18 protein-coding genes are annotated in these 15889 nt (G+C 51.7%); 2 read left to right on the top strand and 16 right to left on the bottom strand.

Features of this window, described 5'->3' with window-relative positions:
* The first annotated feature begins 90 nt into the window (after positions 1-90).
* Positions 91-1902, top strand: a complete 1812-nt coding sequence (locus KNP71_RS05915) for a sensor histidine kinase (protein WP_029594695.1) — start codon at positions 91-93, stop codon at positions 1900-1902.
* Positions 1883-2662, top strand: a complete 780-nt coding sequence (locus KNP71_RS05910) for a response regulator (RefSeq protein WP_029594694.1) — start codon at positions 1883-1885, stop codon at positions 2660-2662. Before KNP71_RS05915 ends, KNP71_RS05910 begins: the two co-directional genes overlap by 20 nt.
* Before the next feature lie 35 nt (positions 2663-2697).
* On the opposite strand, the gene KNP71_RS05905 is transcribed toward KNP71_RS05910, so the two are convergent.
* The 16 genes from KNP71_RS05905 to KNP71_RS05830 all read right to left on the bottom strand — a co-directional run bounded on the left by KNP71_RS05905 (position 2698) and on the right by KNP71_RS05830 (position 15534).
* Entirely contained in the window at positions 2698-3459 is a 762-nt protein-coding gene (locus KNP71_RS05905) for an SDR family oxidoreductase (protein WP_029594693.1), read from the bottom strand.
* Positions 3460-3894, bottom strand: a complete 435-nt coding sequence (locus tag KNP71_RS05900) for a DUF4275 family protein (RefSeq protein WP_051627671.1) — start codon at positions 3892-3894, stop codon at positions 3460-3462.
* 102 nt (positions 3895-3996) lie between these two features.
* On the bottom strand, positions 3997-4983 hold the full coding sequence (gene mreB / locus KNP71_RS05895) for a rod shape-determining protein (RefSeq protein ID WP_021066145.1): 987 nt from the start codon (positions 4981-4983) through the stop codon (positions 3997-3999).
* A gap of 77 nt (positions 4984-5060) precedes the next feature.
* On the bottom strand, positions 5061-6362 hold the full coding sequence (gene murA, locus KNP71_RS05890; protein WP_214830285.1) for a UDP-N-acetylglucosamine 1-carboxyvinyltransferase: 1302 nt from the start codon (positions 6360-6362) through the stop codon (positions 5061-5063).
* 244 nt (positions 6363-6606) lie between these two features.
* Positions 6607-6825 (bottom strand): DUF1146 family protein, encoded by a 219-nt coding sequence (locus KNP71_RS05885; protein WP_021066143.1) that lies wholly within the window; start codon positions 6823-6825, stop codon positions 6607-6609.
* Between the two features lie 198 nt (positions 6826-7023).
* Positions 7024-8220: an EAL and HDOD domain-containing protein gene (locus KNP71_RS05880; protein WP_029594690.1), complete on the bottom strand. Its 1197-nt coding sequence runs from the start codon at positions 8218-8220 to the stop codon at positions 7024-7026.
* Positions 8221-8393: 173 nt separating this feature from the next.
* Positions 8394-8804, bottom strand: coding sequence for a F0F1 ATP synthase subunit epsilon (locus KNP71_RS05875; RefSeq protein ID WP_021066141.1), 411 nt, complete (start codon positions 8802-8804; stop codon positions 8394-8396).
* 28 nt (positions 8805-8832) lie between these two features.
* The gene (gene atpD / locus KNP71_RS05870; protein ID WP_021066140.1) at positions 8833-10251 is read right to left on the bottom strand and encodes a F0F1 ATP synthase subunit beta; all 1419 of its coding nucleotides are present in this window, start codon (positions 10249-10251) and stop codon (positions 8833-8835) included.
* 34 nt (positions 10252-10285) lie between these two features.
* A complete protein-coding gene (gene atpG, locus KNP71_RS05865) occupies positions 10286-11143 on the bottom strand; it encodes an ATP synthase F1 subunit gamma (RefSeq protein WP_021066139.1) in 858 nt (285 codons plus the stop codon).
* A gap of 36 nt (positions 11144-11179) precedes the next feature.
* Positions 11180-12688 (bottom strand): F0F1 ATP synthase subunit alpha, encoded by a 1509-nt coding sequence (atpA, locus tag KNP71_RS05860; protein ID WP_029594689.1) that lies wholly within the window; start codon positions 12686-12688, stop codon positions 11180-11182.
* A gap of 18 nt (positions 12689-12706) precedes the next feature.
* Positions 12707-13240, bottom strand: a complete 534-nt coding sequence (locus tag KNP71_RS05855; RefSeq protein ID WP_021066137.1) for a F0F1 ATP synthase subunit delta — start codon at positions 13238-13240, stop codon at positions 12707-12709.
* Positions 13240-13767: a F0F1 ATP synthase subunit B gene (gene atpF / locus KNP71_RS05850; RefSeq protein ID WP_021066136.1), complete on the bottom strand. Its 528-nt coding sequence runs from the start codon at positions 13765-13767 to the stop codon at positions 13240-13242. The genes KNP71_RS05855 and atpF overlap by 1 nt, the downstream gene beginning before the upstream one ends.
* 71 nt (positions 13768-13838) lie before the next feature.
* Complete coding sequence (atpE, locus tag KNP71_RS05845; RefSeq protein WP_024370837.1) at positions 13839-14051, bottom strand: F0F1 ATP synthase subunit C; 213 nt, start codon at positions 14049-14051, stop codon at positions 13839-13841.
* A 78-nt stretch (positions 14052-14129) separates the two neighbouring features.
* Positions 14130-14867, bottom strand: a complete 738-nt coding sequence (gene atpB, locus KNP71_RS05840) for a F0F1 ATP synthase subunit A (RefSeq protein WP_021066134.1) — start codon at positions 14865-14867, stop codon at positions 14130-14132.
* Positions 14867-15280 (bottom strand): ATP synthase subunit I, encoded by a 414-nt coding sequence (locus KNP71_RS05835; RefSeq protein WP_029594687.1) that lies wholly within the window; start codon positions 15278-15280, stop codon positions 14867-14869. Before KNP71_RS05835 ends, atpB begins: the two co-directional genes overlap by 1 nt.
* Entirely contained in the window at positions 15277-15534 is a 258-nt protein-coding gene (locus tag KNP71_RS05830; protein WP_251128686.1) for a hypothetical protein, read from the bottom strand. Before KNP71_RS05830 ends, KNP71_RS05835 begins: the two co-directional genes overlap by 4 nt.
* Positions 15535-15889 lie beyond the last annotated feature (355 nt).

The following is a 15889-nucleotide window of genomic DNA, read 5'->3' as shown; positions in this document are numbered from 1 at the left end:
AACATTCGTCACGTTAATATGTGAACGATTAGTGTCAGTATATCGTTCGTTTCTCACAAAAAACTCACAAACCACGAAGGGAATATGCAGATGACCCCTAAATCGATTGGGCTGGTCATGTTGATGGTCTTCTTCGCGCTCGTTGGCGGCTTCGCCTTAACGCGCGGACAGACGATTGACGATTCAGTCACCGTCACACAAGGAACGGCCGATTTGACCGATTCTCGTGTGACCGAACAACTCATGCGTCTCGATGGGACGTGGCGCTTTCAATCGAGCCTGCTCGAGCGAGTCGACCGCGAGTCTTATCGACAACTCCCGCATGTGACACCACACAAGATGGCTACTTATGAAGCTGACATTTCACTGCCTCCCGGACAATACGCTTTGCGTGTGCCGCGTAACCACCCACATGTCAACCTTCTCATTGATGGAGAAGCTGTTTCACCCGTCTACGCATCGACAGATGAAGACCTTCGGCATGCCTACCTCGTTCTTCTGGATACGCATACCCCGACGTTCCGTCTGACGATTCAAACGGCTGAGACGAATGAGCTCTCGACTGGAATTTCCGATAGCCTGCTCATCGGTCCAACGAGCAATATGATGACCTATCATAATCAATACTTCAGTTATGAGTTCGTGATTATCCTCATCTCGCTCCTCATTTTTTCATTCTACGCAATCGTTCGGCTGTTCCATCGTAAGGAATCGCTCTATTTATATGGGGCTGCTTTCTTTTTCCTCGTCAGCGTCTCGCTTATGACGAATGATCAAATGATCGTATTCGAAATCGTCCCTATGATGTCTTACGTTTTGGCCCATAAATTAAATTTGATTACGGCATTACTGAGTGTCGCGATGTTAATCAACTTTGCGTTACGTCTCGAACGCGTCCCGTTTCGACACTTTTTGAAGTACGCGTCCTACCCGTTCTATGCGTTCAGTCTGATCGCCTTGGTGCTGCCAGAAGGTGCGCACGCGACGTTCGACCAATTCCCTTGGGTGTATGTCTTGTTCATCACGTTCTTCTGGACCGGGCTGAACATCAATTGGCTGTTCGAACGAAAAAACGACGGCTATCCGTTCGAATTTCTCGTGTTCACGATCTCACTCATCATCGGCTATGTCGGCCAGTTGATCAACGTTCTGATTGACCACCCGAACCAAGAACTGTATACGAGCGTCATGTCGCTCATTTACTTCCTGCTCATGTTCACGTTGCTCCCGATTCACTTGTCGACGGATAAACGGAAAAAGCGTGAAGTGCAGACGTTCGCCAACCAAAGTGAGATTTCGTTCTTCAACGCCCAAATCAAGCCGCACTTCCTATACAACACGTTCGGGAACGTGATTGCGCTCTGTTACACGGCACCGACCGAGGCGGCACGTTTGCTCAGCCATTTGAGCACATATGTCCGCTTCATCTTCGAGAATGGGCGGACCGAGAACGATATCTCGCTCAAGCAAGAACTCGACGTCATCGACTCGTATTTGATGATTGAGCAGACTCGCTTCAATGATGCGTTCACCATCACGAAAGATATCGACGAATCCGTCCTCAACGCCTTGATTCCACCGCTGTTATTGCAACCGCTCGTCGAGAACGCGGTACAGCATGGGTTGATGAAGCAACCAGGTATCAAACGGCTCATGTTGTCGATCCAGTCCTCAGATGATGCAATCGATATCCGGATTGCCGACAACGGCATCGGGTTCAATCCGACACCGCACTTGAGAAAATCGAATGGAATTGGTATCCCGAATGTCAAGAATCGGATCGACTTCATATCAGATGCCACATTTAAATTAAATTCTGAACCAGGGGTCGGAACGCATGTGCATATCCGACTCCCAAAACGAGAGAGGATGAACGAGCAACATGCGCACGATTTTGATTGAAGATGAGCACCATATTTTAAGGATGATGGAACGCCTCATCCAAGCTGAACCAAACTTGAAATGGATGGGGTCGTTCCACGATCCGTTCCAAGCACTTGAATTTTTAGCAAACCAGGAAGTCGACCTCGTCTTTCTCGATATCGAGATGCCCCAGATGAACGGTCTCGATTTCGCCAAACGATTGCCCGAGACGACTCAAGTCGTCTTCACGACGGCGCACAGCCAATACGCGGTCGATGCGTTCAACCTGCAAGCGACGCACTATCTGCTCAAACCGATTACCGAACAGATGATTCACGACCTCATTCCTCGCGTCGAGAAACGATACAAGGAGACAATGTCGACCGAGCATCACCGGACGTGTACGATTCAATGTCTCGACCACTTCTCGGTCAAGACGCAAGACGGTGACCTCGTCAAATGGCCGACACAGAAGACCGAGGAGCTGTTCGCCTACTTGATTTTCCATCGTGATAAAGTGGTCAATAAATGGCTGATTGCCGAGACGCTCTATCCAGAGATTGATGAGCCGCAGCGGGCGCTCCACAACGTCTATAACCTCGTCTACCGCTTGAAGAAGACGCTCGCCGAGTATGATTTGAGTATCTCGGTCCAGACGATCAACAACGGCTACTCGCTCCATTTGGACGACGTCTGTCTTTGCGATTACCATGACTGGTTAGATGCGAAAGAAAAGCCGTTCCCGCAAACGGATTTGTCCACTCGACTCTTCGTCGACAAAGACTATACATGGCATTAAAAAGAGCTTCTCCCTTGAATTGGGAGAAGCTCTTTTTAGCGTCCGACGAAGCCACCGTCGACGTGAAGATGTTGCCCATTGACCCAGGCCCCGTCCGACCCCATGAGGAACGCGATATAGCGGGCCGTGTCTTCGGGTGTCCCGACACGTCCATGCGGGAACAGCGGTACGAGTTGTTGACGGAGCCCGTCATCAATCCAACCCGAATCGGTCGGGCCCGGGTCGAGCGCATTCACAGAGATTCCGTACTGCCCTGCCCCGTTAGCGAGCGCCGGCGTGATGGCGATTAACATGCCTTTCGTGGCGATATAAGCCAAGTTGGATGCATCTGCTCCCCCGGACACCATGAACAGGATGCGTCCGTCCGTATGCCCAGCCTGTTTGTATCGCTCGATGAAGGCGAACGTCAGACCGAGCGTCCCTTCATTGTTGACGAGATAATGCCGGCGAAGTGTCTCGGTCGTGAACGTATCGACGCTCACGTGCCGTTCATACGTCGCGTTGTTGATGAGACGGCTCGGAGTACCGAGCGCCGCTTCGACGCGGTTGAGTAGCCCTTCTGCGTCTCCAGACGCCAAATCATACGCTTCGTGTGCGACACGGGCCCCTGATGCCCGTAATTCGTCGACGAAGCCGTCGATGAAGTCCGGTTCCGCTCCGACGCCTTCCGTGCCGTCAAACGGGCTCCAATGCGTGAGATACAAGTCATGGCCTGACGTAGCGAGTTTTCGCGCGATGGCTGCCCCGATGCCTTGCGTCCGACTGACGCCGGTAATGAGTGTGAGTGGTCGTGTCATTTAATGATCCCCTTTAGTCCCTAATTTGGTGAGAAAATACGGTCCCCAGTCCGCTTCGTGCGGAATGACATACGTCCACGTGTAAGCCGGGTCGACGATATAGATGTCCGCATAGTCCATGGTTTCGACAATCAACTCTTTCCTGGCAAGTGGTTGTGCTTTCGTCAAGTCGAGTTCGAGCACATCGTTCGAGTGTTGAAAAAAGAGCATCGCTTTCCACTTCCCTGCCCGTTCGAACGCATGCTCAGCAGCCGTTCCGACGAGACAGCCGTCAGCCCCTGCCCCGATATCCTCCCATAGATAAGGGGAAAGCCGTGTCCGCTGTTCCGGTCGTATGAAGTGCGCCACCCATGTCTGACGCGCTTCCTCACCTCGGTCTTCAACCTCCGTGACCTCGACTCCTTTCGCCGTCAATCGCTCAATCAATGGATTCATCTGCAGCCCTCCCTCTCTTATTCTATCCATTTCCAGGAAATTCAGACAGTGTTGAACGCAAAAAAAGCACGACGCCTACTGACGTCGTGCCTTTAGATGATCTTACTTCAAACGATCCAAGTGCTCGAGCATGATGCCCGTGCCATGCGCGACGCTGAGCGTCGGCTCTTCGGCAATCATGACCGGCAATCCGACACGCTCGGCGACGAGCTGGTCGATCCCGTGGAGGAGCGAGCCGCCACCTGTCATGATGATGCCGCGGTCGATGATATCGGCCGCAAGTTCCGGAGGCGTCTGTTCGAGGACGCGCTTCGTTGCTTCGACGATCTCATTTGCCGATTCAGCCATCGCTTCACGGAGTTCTTCCGACGTGATGGTTACCGTACGCGGAAGCCCACGCACCATGTCACGACCTCGGATATCCATCGTCTCGTTACGTCCGCCTGGGAAGACCGTCGCAATCTCTTTCTTGATTTGCTCGGCCGTCCGCTCACCGATGACGAGCTTATGCTTGTCTTTGATGGCGCGGAGGATGTCCGTATCGAACCGATCCCCGGCGATTTTAATCGTTTCGCCGCAGACGATATCGCCCATCGAGAGGATGGCAACGTCTGTCGTCCCGCCACCGATGTCGACAATCATATGACCGACCGGCTTCCAGATGTCCATGCCTGAACCGACGGCTGCTGCCTTCGGTTCTACGGCGAGGAAGACTTCTTTCGCGCCGGCCTTCTCGGCCGCCTCACGGATCGCTTTCGCTTCAACCGGTGTCACGTTTGCCGGTGTACAGATGAGCATGCGGATGCCGCCAAAGAAACCGCGGACTTGGATCTTCTCGACGAAATGGCGAAGCATCTCTTCGGTTGTCGCGAAGTCAGCGATGACCCCATCACGGAGTGGACGGATGGCGACGATGTCACCTGGCGTACGTCCGACCATCTGATACGCTTCCGTTCCGACAGCGAGTACTTTCCCTGTCGAACGCTTGATGGCAACGACGGATGGCTCGTCGAGGACGATGCCTCGACCTTTGACGTGGATGACGACGTTTGCTGTTCCTAAATCAATCCCGATATCTTTTGAAAACATGGTGTGTAGGTTCCTCCGTTCGTTACTTCATTGAAAAGAGCGAGAAGAGTCTCTCCTCGCTCCTATGAGTCTATTAATTAGTTCTTGACCATTTCTTCGGCAACTTCGACGTTCCCTTGGATTCGCTCGATGTCAGCACCAAGCGCTTGCAATTTCTTGTGGAAGTCGACGTAGCCACGGTCGATGTGGTAGAGATCGCCAACGCGTGTCTCTTCGTCCGCGATGAGTCCCGCGAGGACGAGGGCTGCTCCGGCACGAAGGTCAGTCGAGACGACTTCAGCACCTTGGAGGCGAACGCCGCCTTTGATGATTGCCGAGCGTCCTTCGATTTTAATGTCTGCGTTCATGCGGCGGAATTCTTCGACGTGCATGAAGCGGTTCTCGAACACTGTTTCGGTGATGACCGATGTGCCGCCAGCTTTCAAGACGAGCGCCATCATTTGTGCTTGGATGTCAGTCGGGAAACCAGGGTGTGGCATCGTCTTCACGTCGACCGGCTTCAACACATCCGATGCGATGACACGCATGCCTTCTGACGTATCCTCGAACTTGACGCCCATTTCTTCCATCTTCGAGATGAGTGGGCGAAGGTGCTCGCGCTCAGCGCCGATGACTTCGATGTCGCCACCTGTGATCGCTCCAGCAACGAGGAACGTACCGGCTTCGATGCGGTCAGGGATGATTGAATGCTCGGCACCATGGAGTTTCTCCACGCCTTCGATTCGAATCGTTTCTGTACCGGCACCGCGGACGTGTGCGCCCATACCGTTCAAGAAGTTGGCAAGGTCGACGATTTCAGGTTCTTTGGCGACGTTTTCGATGACCGTTGTTCCTTCAGCAAGGACTGCCGCCATCATGATGTTCTCTGTCGCGCCGACAGATGGGAAGTCCAAGTAGATCTTCGCACCTTTCAAGCGACCGTCGACCGAAGCTTCGACGAAACCGTTGCCGATGACCGTCTTCGCGCCCATTGCCTCGAAGCCTTTTAAGTGGAGGTCAATCGGACGTGACCCGATCGAGCAACCGCCTGGCATTGCGACACGCGCATGCCCAAGACGAGCAAGGAGAGGACCCATGACAAGGATCGAGGCACGCATCTTGCGGACGTACTCAAGCGGCGCCTCGTCTTTGATTGTGCCCGACGCATCGACAGTGACTTCGTTATTTGCTTCGTCAAACGCAACCTCTGCACCAAGGTGGCGAAGTACTTTGTTAATCGTGTACACATCAGCGAGGCGTGGCACGTTTTGAAGTACCGACTTTCCTTCGCTTGCTAAAAGAGTGGCAACCAATGTTTTGAGTACGGCGTTTTTAGCTCCTTCAACACGCACAGTACCTGACAATTTACGTCCTCCACGGACTACAATCAAATCCTTCATATCTCTCTTTGTCCTCCAACTTCGTTGTTTTTTTGTTTTATACGTCGATATCCTCTACCGGATGTGGTTATGTCGATTACTACGATGGTTTGTAACACGTGACGCTTCATCAGAGAGAAAAATAATAATAAAAGCACTCATAAAATTCTGATGAAAAATTCGTCATGTCAGACGAATTTATCCTACACGATAAACATATAAGAAACGTTACAGCAGGATTACAGTTTAGTAATCGTTTCCCTGCCTACTGTAATGGTGCGAGCGCCTGGGCCAATCGGATATACTCCAAAAAGAACTGGGCGATCAGTGAACCGAAGACGACGGCCACGAGGACACGCAAGACTGCTGCTTGCGGACTCCTCACTTGATTGAGCAGGCGGTCCCATTTGACCGGCATGAGTGCCCACCAAGCGACGTAGATCGCTACGACGTAAATGACGAGCGATAACACGGTGTTCAACATCGACGATTCCCCTCTTTTCAAAAATTCGTACCATTTTTAATCATAGCATGTCACGTCAGAGAAAAAAAGACTTAGCGTTTAAGTGAGTGGTGGAATGGGTTCATCCGATCAACTCGCTTTCTCTCCATAAACCGCATACAAAAAGGAACGTCAATCGGCGCATGGCCTTAGTACAGTAATTGACGTCCCTTCAACATTTCAAACATTATTCACTTCAGCATCATAAGTTTGGCTCCAACGGATGGCTTCGACGTAGTATCGAGACAAGTCCGGCATCGTCTCATCGACGTCGACCGTCAACCGCTCATAGGCGAGCACCGTATTGAGCAAACCGCGCAACTCGTTGTCTTCCCCGAGAAGCGCCGCTTTGACGACGGGTTCGACCGGAAGCTCCGAGACGAGCGTATGCATCGTCTCGTCCAAGATGACGTCAAGCGACGAGAAGATACCCGTGATGAACGCGTCGAACGCCGTCACGTGCGGCAGCGTCTCGGCCGCGATCAGTTCCATCATCTTGCCGCGGATGACACTCTGTTTAATCAATTCTTTCGATTCGGATGTCTGCAACTCACGCAACAACATCAAGTAGGACCAACGCCGCATCTCATCGAGCCCGATGCGCGCGACGGCCTGTTCAATCGATTGAATCGTGTGACGTCCCTTTTGATAAACCGTGTTGACCGAGCGTAACATTTTATACGACAAGTCGACGCTTCGTTCGATTTGGCTGGCGATGCGTCGGAAGTCCGGTTCCGGCTTATCGAGTTCCTTCAGCACTTCGACGAGCGTATGCCGGAGCGGATGGACCTCGGCACCGTGGACGACCGTCGGCCGACTGAAGAAGTAGCCTTGGAACATGTGATAGCCGAGCTTCTTGGCAATCTCATATTCGAACGGTGTCTCGATTTTCTCCGCTAGAAATTCGACGCGATGGCCGAGGGCGTCGATGAGCCGCTTCTGTTGGTCGATCGGTGTCGCCTGGTAGTCGATTTTGATGATATCGGCGAGTCCGATGAGTGGCCGATACTTCTCTTCGAACACGAAGTCGTCGAGGGCGATCGTATAGCCTTTCCGACGTAACGAACGTAACGCCGCCAAGACTTTCTCCGTCGGTTCGACATGCTCGAGCACCTCGACGACGAGCGTCTGCCGCGGCAATAAAGCCGGTACCTCGCTCTCAATCAAGTTTTGCGGAAAGTTAATGAACGCTCTCGTCCCTTCCGTCAACTCCCGAAAGTTGAAGACGAGATAGGCGTTATGAATCACGTCGGCGGTCGCAAGTGCGTCATCGACATGTTCAAATATATTTTTCTCGCTGCGGCGATATAACAGTTCATAGCCACAGACGCGTAATTTTTGATCAAAGATCGGTTGGCGCGCAACATAAACTTTCATCCCATTGTCTCCTTTACCGTAGTTCCCACCTATATTATCGGATAAGAGATGTCTGTCTTCCACTATTTGGGCGTAAAACTTTTGATGCTTTGGACCTATATATATAGAAGGAACGTGATTCATTCGGTCCATCCACAAAAAAATCTCCCCTGCGGCTGCAGGAGAGATGTCGGTTATTCTTTGATATCGCGAATGCTCAAACGGTTAATCGCTTTTTTGAGCGCGAGCTCCGCACGACGGAATTCGAGGTCCGAGAGCTTCGTGTCTTGAAGACGACGCTCGGCACGAACTTTCGCCGCAGAAGCGCGGTCGTAGTCGATTTTATCCGCCATTTCGGCTGTTTCAGCTAAGATCGTCACCGTGTCGGGACGAACTTCCATGAAACCGCCGCTGAGTGCGATCAGCGTGCGTCCACCATCTTCGTGGCGCAGTTTGAGAACTGAGATATCGAGCGGTGTCACCATCGGGATGTGTTTCGGTAAGATACCGAGTTCACCGGTCACCGATTTGGCGACGACCATCCGTGCCTCGCCCTCATAGGCTGCACCATCCGGGGTGACGACGTTGACGTGAAGAGTATTCATCGTCTAGTTTCCCCCTTCCGTGTAGGTCTTAGACCAACGTCTTCGCTTTTTCGATGACGTCTTCGATTGGACCAACGAGACGGAATGCATCTTCTGGAAGATCGTCGTGTTTACCATCGAGGATCTCTTTGAAGCCGCGAACTGTCTCTTTAACTGGTACGTACGAACCTTTTTGGCCTGTGAACTGCTCAGCCACGTGGAAGTTTTGTGACAAGAAGAACTGAATACGACGGGCACGGTGAACCGTGAGCTTATCGTCTTCAGACAACTCGTCCATACCGAGGATTGCAATGATATCTTGAAGCTCTTTGTAACGCTGAAGCGTCTGCTGGACGTTACGGGCTACTTCGTAGTGCTCTGGTCCGACGATGTCAGGCGAGAGGGCACGTGAAGTCGATGCGAGCGGGTCAACGGCTGGGTAGATCCCCATCTCCGAAAGACGACGCTCCAAGTTAGTCGTTGCATCAAGGTGAGCGAACGTTGTCGCTGGAGCCGGGTCAGTATAGTCATCGGCTGGTACGTATACGGCTTGAATCGATGTAACCGATCCTTTAGCTGTTGACGTGATCCGCTCTTGAAGCATACCCATTTCCGTCGCGAGTGTCGGTTGGTAACCTACGGCAGATGGCATCCGACCGAGAAGGGCCGAAACTTCCGAACCTGCCTGTGTGAAACGGAAGATGTTATCGACGAAGAGAAGAACGTCTTGTCCTTGCTCATCGCGGAAGTATTCTGCCATTGTAAGACCCGTCAAGGCTACGCGAAGACGCGCGCCCGGCGGCTCGTTCATCTGACCGAAGACCATCGCCGTTTGCTTGATAACGCCTGAGTCCGTCATCTCGTGGAACAAGTCATTTCCTTCACGCGTACGCTCGCCGACTCCTGCGAATACAGAAATCCCGCTGTGCTCTTGCGCGATGTTGTTGATGAGTTCCTGGATGAGAACGGTTTTACCTACACCGGCACCACCGAAGAGGCCGATTTTACCACCTTTGATGTAAGGTGCGAGAAGGTCGACGACTTTGATCCCTGTTTCCAAGATCTCAACCTTTGTCGACAATTCATCGAACGTCGGTGCGAGACGGTGGATCGGTGACCGACGGACAGTCGGTGATACTTCTTTATCGTCAATCGGGTTACCGAGTACGTTGAAGACACGACCGAGCGTCTCTTCTCCGACCGGTACTGAAATCGGTGAACCTAAGTCAAGTACTTCCATGCCGCGGCGAACGCCGTCCGTTGAGTCCATCGCAATCGTACGGACCGTGTCATCCCCAAGGTGAATCGCCACCTCGAGCGTCAAGTCGACACTGACATCTTGCGCCGATTCAGCCACATGCGTGACTTTGAGGGCGTTGTAGATGTTCGGTAAGTGGTTGTCGAACTTAACGTCGATAACTGGGCCCATGACTGCGACTACGCGGCCTTTCATGCCGTATTCGTTCATCGTGTTAGCCTCCTACAATCTAGAGGGCGTGCGCTTATTCAAGCGCAGCCGCACCTCCGACAATCTCTGTGATTTCTTGTGTGATCGCCGCTTGACGCGCGCGGTTGAACTTGAGCTTGAGTCCACGGATAAGTTCATCCGCGTTGTCCGTCGCGTTCGACATCGCCGTCATCCGAGCCGCGTGCTCCGATACTTTCGCATCGAGGAGCGCGCCGTAGATGAGTCCTTCCGCGTAACGCGGAAGAAGCGCTGCTAAGATCGTTTCTTCTTCTGGTTCGTATTCATACATCACATTAGATGCGGTCTGTTCGATATTCCCAAGCGGAAGCAATCGATCGATCTTCACTTCTTGGCTGATGACAGAGATGAATGAGTTGTAGCAAAGCTTCAATTCATCGATCTCGCCTTCACTGAACGCGCCGACCGTCTGTTTGACGATCTCTGCGACTTCAACGAATGATGGCTGGTCGTTGAGTCCTGTCATGGCACTGTACACCGGAATGTTACGGGCCTTGAAGAACTGAACGCCGACCTTCCCGATCACGTACAGACGGTATTCGTCTGTTGAACCGTGTTTGGCTTTCAACTCGCGATACACGTCACGAAGGACGCTGGCGTTGTATCCACCAGCAAGTCCGCGGTCTGACGTGATGACGATATAGCCGGTCCGTTTAACGGGACGGACTTGAAGCATCGGGTGTGTTGCGCCTGAAGTACCGCCGGCAATCGACGAGATGACTTCCTGCAACTTGGTCATGTACGGCTTGAAGTTGGCGTTGCTCCCTTGAGCGCGGTTCAATTTCGAGGCCGACACCATGTTCATCGCTTTCGTGATTTGCTTCGTGCTTTGGGTCGAGGTGATCCGCATCTGGATCTCACGTAATGATGCCATTTCGATTCACCACCTTAATAGACGCTCGTCACCGGATTAAACCGATGGCGAGAACGTCTTTTTGAATTCCGTAAGTGCATCGACCATCGCCTCGTCAGCAGGAAGGTTTCCTGTTTGACGGATTTCACGGCAGAGGTCCGCACGGTTTTGATCGAGCCATGCGTTCATTTCTTTTTCGAAACGACGGATGTCTTCGACTGGGACGTCATCGAGATGACCTTTCGTGAGAGCGTAGATGATGATTACTTGCTTGTCGACCGAAAGCGGTGCGTTCAAGTCTTGTTTCAAGACTTCAACAGTCCGTTGTCCACGGTTGAGCTTCGCTTGTGTCGCTTTGTCGAGGTCCGACCCGAACTGGGCGAACGCTTCGAGCTCACGGTATGACGCGAGGTCAAGACGGAGCGTACCCGCAACTTTCTTCATCGCTTTCACTTGAGCCGAACCACCAACACGCGATACCGAGAGACCGGCGTTGATCGCAGGACGTACCCCTGAGAAGAAGAGGTCCGACTGAAGGAAGATTTGACCGTCTGTGATCGAGATTACGTTCGTCGGGATGTAAGCCGAGATATCCGACGCTTGTGTCTCGATGAACGGAAGTGCTGTCAATGAACCGCCGCCGAGTTCGTCGTTCAACTTCGCCGCACGCTCAAGAAGGCGTGAGTGGAGGTAGAAGACATCCCCTGGGTAGGCTTCGCGGCCTGGAGGACGACGGAGAAGAAGCGAGAGCTCACGATAAGCTGCCGCTTGTTTCGAGAGGTCATCATACACGACGAGGACGTGTTGTCCGCGGTCCATGAAGTACTCACCCATCGATACCCCAGCGAATGGTGCGAGGTAAAGAAGTGGGGCTGGCTGTGAAGCCGATGCCGAAACAACGATCGTGTAATCGAGGGCGCCGTTTTGACGGAGCGTCTCAACTACGCCACGGACAGTCGATTCTTTCTGACCGATTGCGACGTAGATACAGACCATGTTTTCTTCTTTTTGGTTGATGATCGCGTCGATTGCGATCGAAGTCTTACCAGTTTGACGGTCACCGATGATGAGCTCACGCTGACCGCGACCGATTGGTACGAGGGCGTCAATCGCCTTAATCCCAGTTTGGAGCGGTTCGTGAACTGACTTACGGGCCATAACGCCGTAAGCTTTACGCTCGATCGGGTTGTATGTGTCCGTCACGATCGGTCCGAGACCGTCGATTGGTTGTCCGAGCGGGTTGACGACGCGTCCGAGGAGCGCTTCACCGACTGGAACTTCCATGATGCGGCCCGTACGTTTTACCGAGTCGCCTTCTTTGATGCCTTTGTAGTCGCCAAGGATGATAATCCCGACGTTACCTTCTTCTAAGTTTTGCGCCAAGCCCATTACGCCGTTAGAGAACTCTACGAGTTCCCCCGCCATAACGTTATCGAGTCCGTATGCACGAGCGATACCGTCACCTACTTGAATGACTGTACCTGTCTCACTGACTTCGATTTCAGAACCGTACGAAGCGATCCGCTCTTTTAGCAGGGCGCTGATTTCTTCAGCTTTGATCGTCATTGAATTCACCCCTATTTCTTACGCATTCAACAATTCACGCTCGAGGCGTGTTAGTTTGTTTTCGATTGTGTCATCATACGTCGTGTAGCCGATCTGGACACGAAGTCCACCGATGACGTCTTCATCGACGACGTTCTTCAATTGAAGCGTCTTGTTCATCTTCTGACCGAAGACGAGTTCGACTTCTTTCAACTCTGTTGCCGACAACGGGTAAGCACTCGTGACGAACCCTTCGGCGATGCCACGGTAGTCGTTGATGTAATCAAGGACGTAGCGCGACAAGCCGCGAACCTCGCTCGCACGGTCGTTTTCGACCATGACGAGAAGTGTGTTGAGCACGATATCTGTCATGTCACCAAAGCTATGTGTTAAAAGCTGTGCAAGCTCGCTGTCACTGATCGCCGGATTCGTTAAGAGATCCGTGAGTTCAGGAGTCGCGTGGAGCACTTCATCGAGCAGACGCACTTCCGCTTCGACTTGGTCGAGCGTGCCTTGTTCCCGCGCTAAGTCGAAGAGCGCTTTGGCATAGCGTTTTGCTAACGATGTGTTCATCAGTTAGCACCTTTCGCTTTAGACAGGAAGTCTGTAACGAGGGCACGTTGTTTCACTTCGTCGCCTTTGAGGTCTGACTGAAGGACGTGGCGTGCGGCCGAGAGCGCCTGTGTGACGACTTCGGTCTGGAGCGATTGCTTCGCGAGCTCACGCTCACGTTCGATCGCTTTACCCGCCTCGATCTTGATTTGTTCGGCTTCCAAACGCGCCTGCTCCACCAAGCGTGCTTGTTCCGCTTCTGCTTGACGACGGCTTGAATCAAGCATTTCTTTCGATTCTGTACGTGCGGCGCTGAGCGCGTCACGTTGTTCGACTACATATGTTTCCGCATCTTTGCGGCTCTTTTCGGCGAGCTCAATTTCGTTCGCTACATACTCTTCACGCTGTCTCATCATTCCAAGGAGTGGTCCCCAAGCAAATTTCTTCAACAGGGCCAAGAGTACGAGGAATGTGAAAAGTGTAAAGATCATATCCAGGATGCGGAGGCCTTCGCCGCCAGCACCAGCTGCAATCATCATCGTATCCATGCATACCCTCCTCTTGACTAAATAAGTGAGGGAGACACGCTCCCTCTTACGTTGTTCTCGTTAACTCGTAATCAAGAGTTGAGGAGAAGGAAACCGACAGCCACACCGATGATCGGGAGGGCTTCAACCAAACCGATACCGATGAACATTGTTTGACGAAGTTCGTTTTTGAGTTCTGGCTGACGTGCTTGTCCTTGTACTGTTCCGTATACGATGAGACCGTTACCGATACCAGCCGCGAGTGCTCCAAGACCGATAACGAGTGCTGTTGCGAGAAGATTCATTTGTTCCATTGTGTATATTCCTCCTAAAAGTTAAGTAAATAGTTTTTTTGTTCAACGCTTTGGCGAGACCTGCCCGAATTAATGCTCGGCAGAAGCTTTATGCCCGATATACACCATTGCAAGCGTCAGGAAAATGTAGGATTGGATAACCCCGATAAAGATTGAGAAACCTTGCCATAAAATCATTGGGAGAATTGCGAACACAGCACCGAGCGGGTTAAGTGCCCCTTCTGCGGTAATTGCGAGTCCCAAGATGATGGTAATCATGATTTCACCGGCAAAGATGTTACCGTAAAGACGCAGACCGAGCGTCAAGGTGTTCGCGAACTCCTCGATGAGCTTGATCGGCAATAAGAACCAGACCGGCTTCACGAATTCCGCCGAGTAGTGCTTCAAACCGTGTAGCTTCACGCCGTAATAGTGCGACATTGCAACGACGAGTGTCGACAATGCCAACGTGACGTAAGGATCGGCCGTCGGTGAGTTGAACCATAGATAGTGACCAGAGATGACGTTAAACGGTAGACCCATTAAGTTTGAGAAGAGAATGAACAAAATCAACGTCATTCCAAACCCGATAAAACGGCCACCTGTCTTCCAGTCCATCGCACTCGAGATAATCCCGCGTGTGAATTCTGCGAAGAATTCCATTAAGTTCTGCTTACCAGTCGGCTTCATAGCCAAGCGTCGCGTTCCCCAAACGGCAAACGTAAATACGAGTAGTGATGCGATCAGCACCGTAATGACGTTCGTCCAGCTCCCATATAACGTATAATCTCCGAGTTGTAGAGAATATGTGGGAAACTCATGACCCATTAGTATTCACCTCTTTTCCTGCTGAGCTGGGCAAGTGTGAACTCGCCAAATTGTATGATGTGGCCGGCGATTAGACCAGTTACCACCGCTATCAGCGATACTCGATCCTCATAAAAGAGACCGACTATCACGGCTAGTGCACCGACTGCCATCCTTGAAACAGTCCCGTGCGACTTCGGGCGTCGTCCATGTTCGATCACGTCAAACATCCGAATGACGCTTCGATTCTGCATATGTAGAATGATGAGACTGGCGACCCCGCCTAAGAACAAGCCGAGAAATACCGGTTTGTACATAGGGACGATGAGCGCTCCGATGAGGAGAATGGCGAACCATCCGATAAACCACTTCGTATAGCGTTTCATCAACTGCTGTTGTGCTTTTCTGTCTGCTTGCACTTGTTGTAAGTTCATTCGTCCTCTCCTGTCAGTAAACTTCGAAGGGTGAGAACTAGCGCCGTGATCCCGAAAGCCATTCCGAGAAGCACTGACACATTCCAACCAAACGTGCCCCAAATTTCACGTCTCGCCCCGTATTGGCCAACGAGATAACCGATGACGATCGGTCCAGCGAGCGCGGTCGAGATTTGAGAGGCGAGCGAGGCATAAGATAGGTAACGATTGTCTTTTTTCGTCATCCCCATCCCCCTTTCGAGCTGCCAAGCCATGCATCTTCTCCATCGGATTCACACTCGCGTGACCATCAAAAGTCACACAAGTTCAGAGTACTGGAAATGGCATAAGAAGTCAATTGATTTCACAATTATAAAAGCGCTTTAAATCAAGTCGTATCAAGGCTTTTACGCAGTTCACAAACTAAATTAAAATCATCAAATTTTAAGAAAGTATGAAGAAACGGTGAAATAAAAATGTTGAATTTATAACATTTCACATTACGAATCAGATGAAGAATAGTTCAGTTATACCTTCACGTTTTGGAAATTACAATGCAAAACGGCTTACGTTCACAAAAGGTTTTGAAACAAACGTTGACCCGATTTTGAAATCGTTTACATCGTCCTG

It is taken from the genome of Exiguobacterium sp. s56 (assembly GCF_018618255.1).
Classification (GTDB): Bacteria; Bacillota; Bacilli; order Exiguobacteriales; family Exiguobacteriaceae; genus Exiguobacterium; species Exiguobacterium chiriqhucha.
This window is presented reverse-complemented; position numbering and strand designations above follow the sequence as displayed.

Excerpts from the sequence above, each read along its gene's own strand:
- KNP71_RS05915 (WP_029594695.1), top strand. The coding sequence starts at position 91 with ATGACCCCTAAATCGATTGGGCTGGTCATGTTGATGGTCTTCTTCGCG.
- KNP71_RS05910 (WP_029594694.1), top strand. The coding sequence starts at position 1,883 with ATGCGCACGATTTTGATTGAAGATGAGCACCATATTTTAAGGATGATG.
- KNP71_RS05905 (WP_029594693.1), bottom strand. The coding sequence starts at position 3,459 with ATGACACGACCACTCACACTCATTACCGGCGTCAGTCGGACGCAAGGC.
- KNP71_RS05900 (WP_051627671.1), bottom strand. The coding sequence starts at position 3,894 with ATGAATCCATTGATTGAGCGATTGACGGCGAAAGGAGTCGAGGTCACG.
- mreB (WP_021066145.1), bottom strand. The coding sequence starts at position 4,983 with ATGTTTTCAAAAGATATCGGGATTGATTTAGGAACAGCAAACGTCGTC.
- murA (WP_214830285.1), bottom strand. The coding sequence starts at position 6,362 with ATGAAGGATTTGATTGTAGTCCGTGGAGGACGTAAATTGTCAGGTACT.
- KNP71_RS05885 (WP_021066143.1), bottom strand. The coding sequence starts at position 6,825 with ATGTTGAACACCGTGTTATCGCTCGTCATTTACGTCGTAGCGATCTAC.
- KNP71_RS05880 (WP_029594690.1), bottom strand. The coding sequence starts at position 8,220 with ATGAAAGTTTATGTTGCGCGCCAACCGATCTTTGATCAAAAATTACGC.
- KNP71_RS05875 (WP_021066141.1), bottom strand. The coding sequence starts at position 8,804 with ATGAATACTCTTCACGTCAACGTCGTCACCCCGGATGGTGCAGCCTAT.
- atpD (WP_021066140.1), bottom strand. The coding sequence starts at position 10,251 with ATGAACGAATACGGCATGAAAGGCCGCGTAGTCGCAGTCATGGGCCCA.
- atpG (WP_021066139.1), bottom strand. The coding sequence starts at position 11,143 with ATGGCATCATTACGTGAGATCCAGATGCGGATCACCTCGACCCAAAGC.
- atpA (WP_029594689.1), bottom strand. The coding sequence starts at position 12,688 with ATGACGATCAAAGCTGAAGAAATCAGCGCCCTGCTAAAAGAGCGGATC.
- KNP71_RS05855 (WP_021066137.1), bottom strand. The coding sequence starts at position 13,240 with ATGAACACATCGTTAGCAAAACGCTATGCCAAAGCGCTCTTCGACTTA.
- atpF (WP_021066136.1), bottom strand. The coding sequence starts at position 13,767 with ATGGATACGATGATGATTGCAGCTGGTGCTGGCGGCGAAGGCCTCCGC.
- atpE (WP_024370837.1), bottom strand. The coding sequence starts at position 14,051 with ATGAATCTTCTCGCAACAGCACTCGTTATCGGTCTTGGAGCACTCGCG.
- atpB (WP_021066134.1), bottom strand. The coding sequence starts at position 14,867 with ATGGGTCATGAGTTTCCCACATATTCTCTACAACTCGGAGATTATACG.
- KNP71_RS05835 (WP_029594687.1), bottom strand. The coding sequence starts at position 15,280 with ATGAACTTACAACAAGTGCAAGCAGACAGAAAAGCACAACAGCAGTTG.
- KNP71_RS05830 (WP_251128686.1), bottom strand. The coding sequence starts at position 15,534 with ATGGCTTGGCAGCTCGAAAGGGGGATGGGGATGACGAAAAAAGACAAT.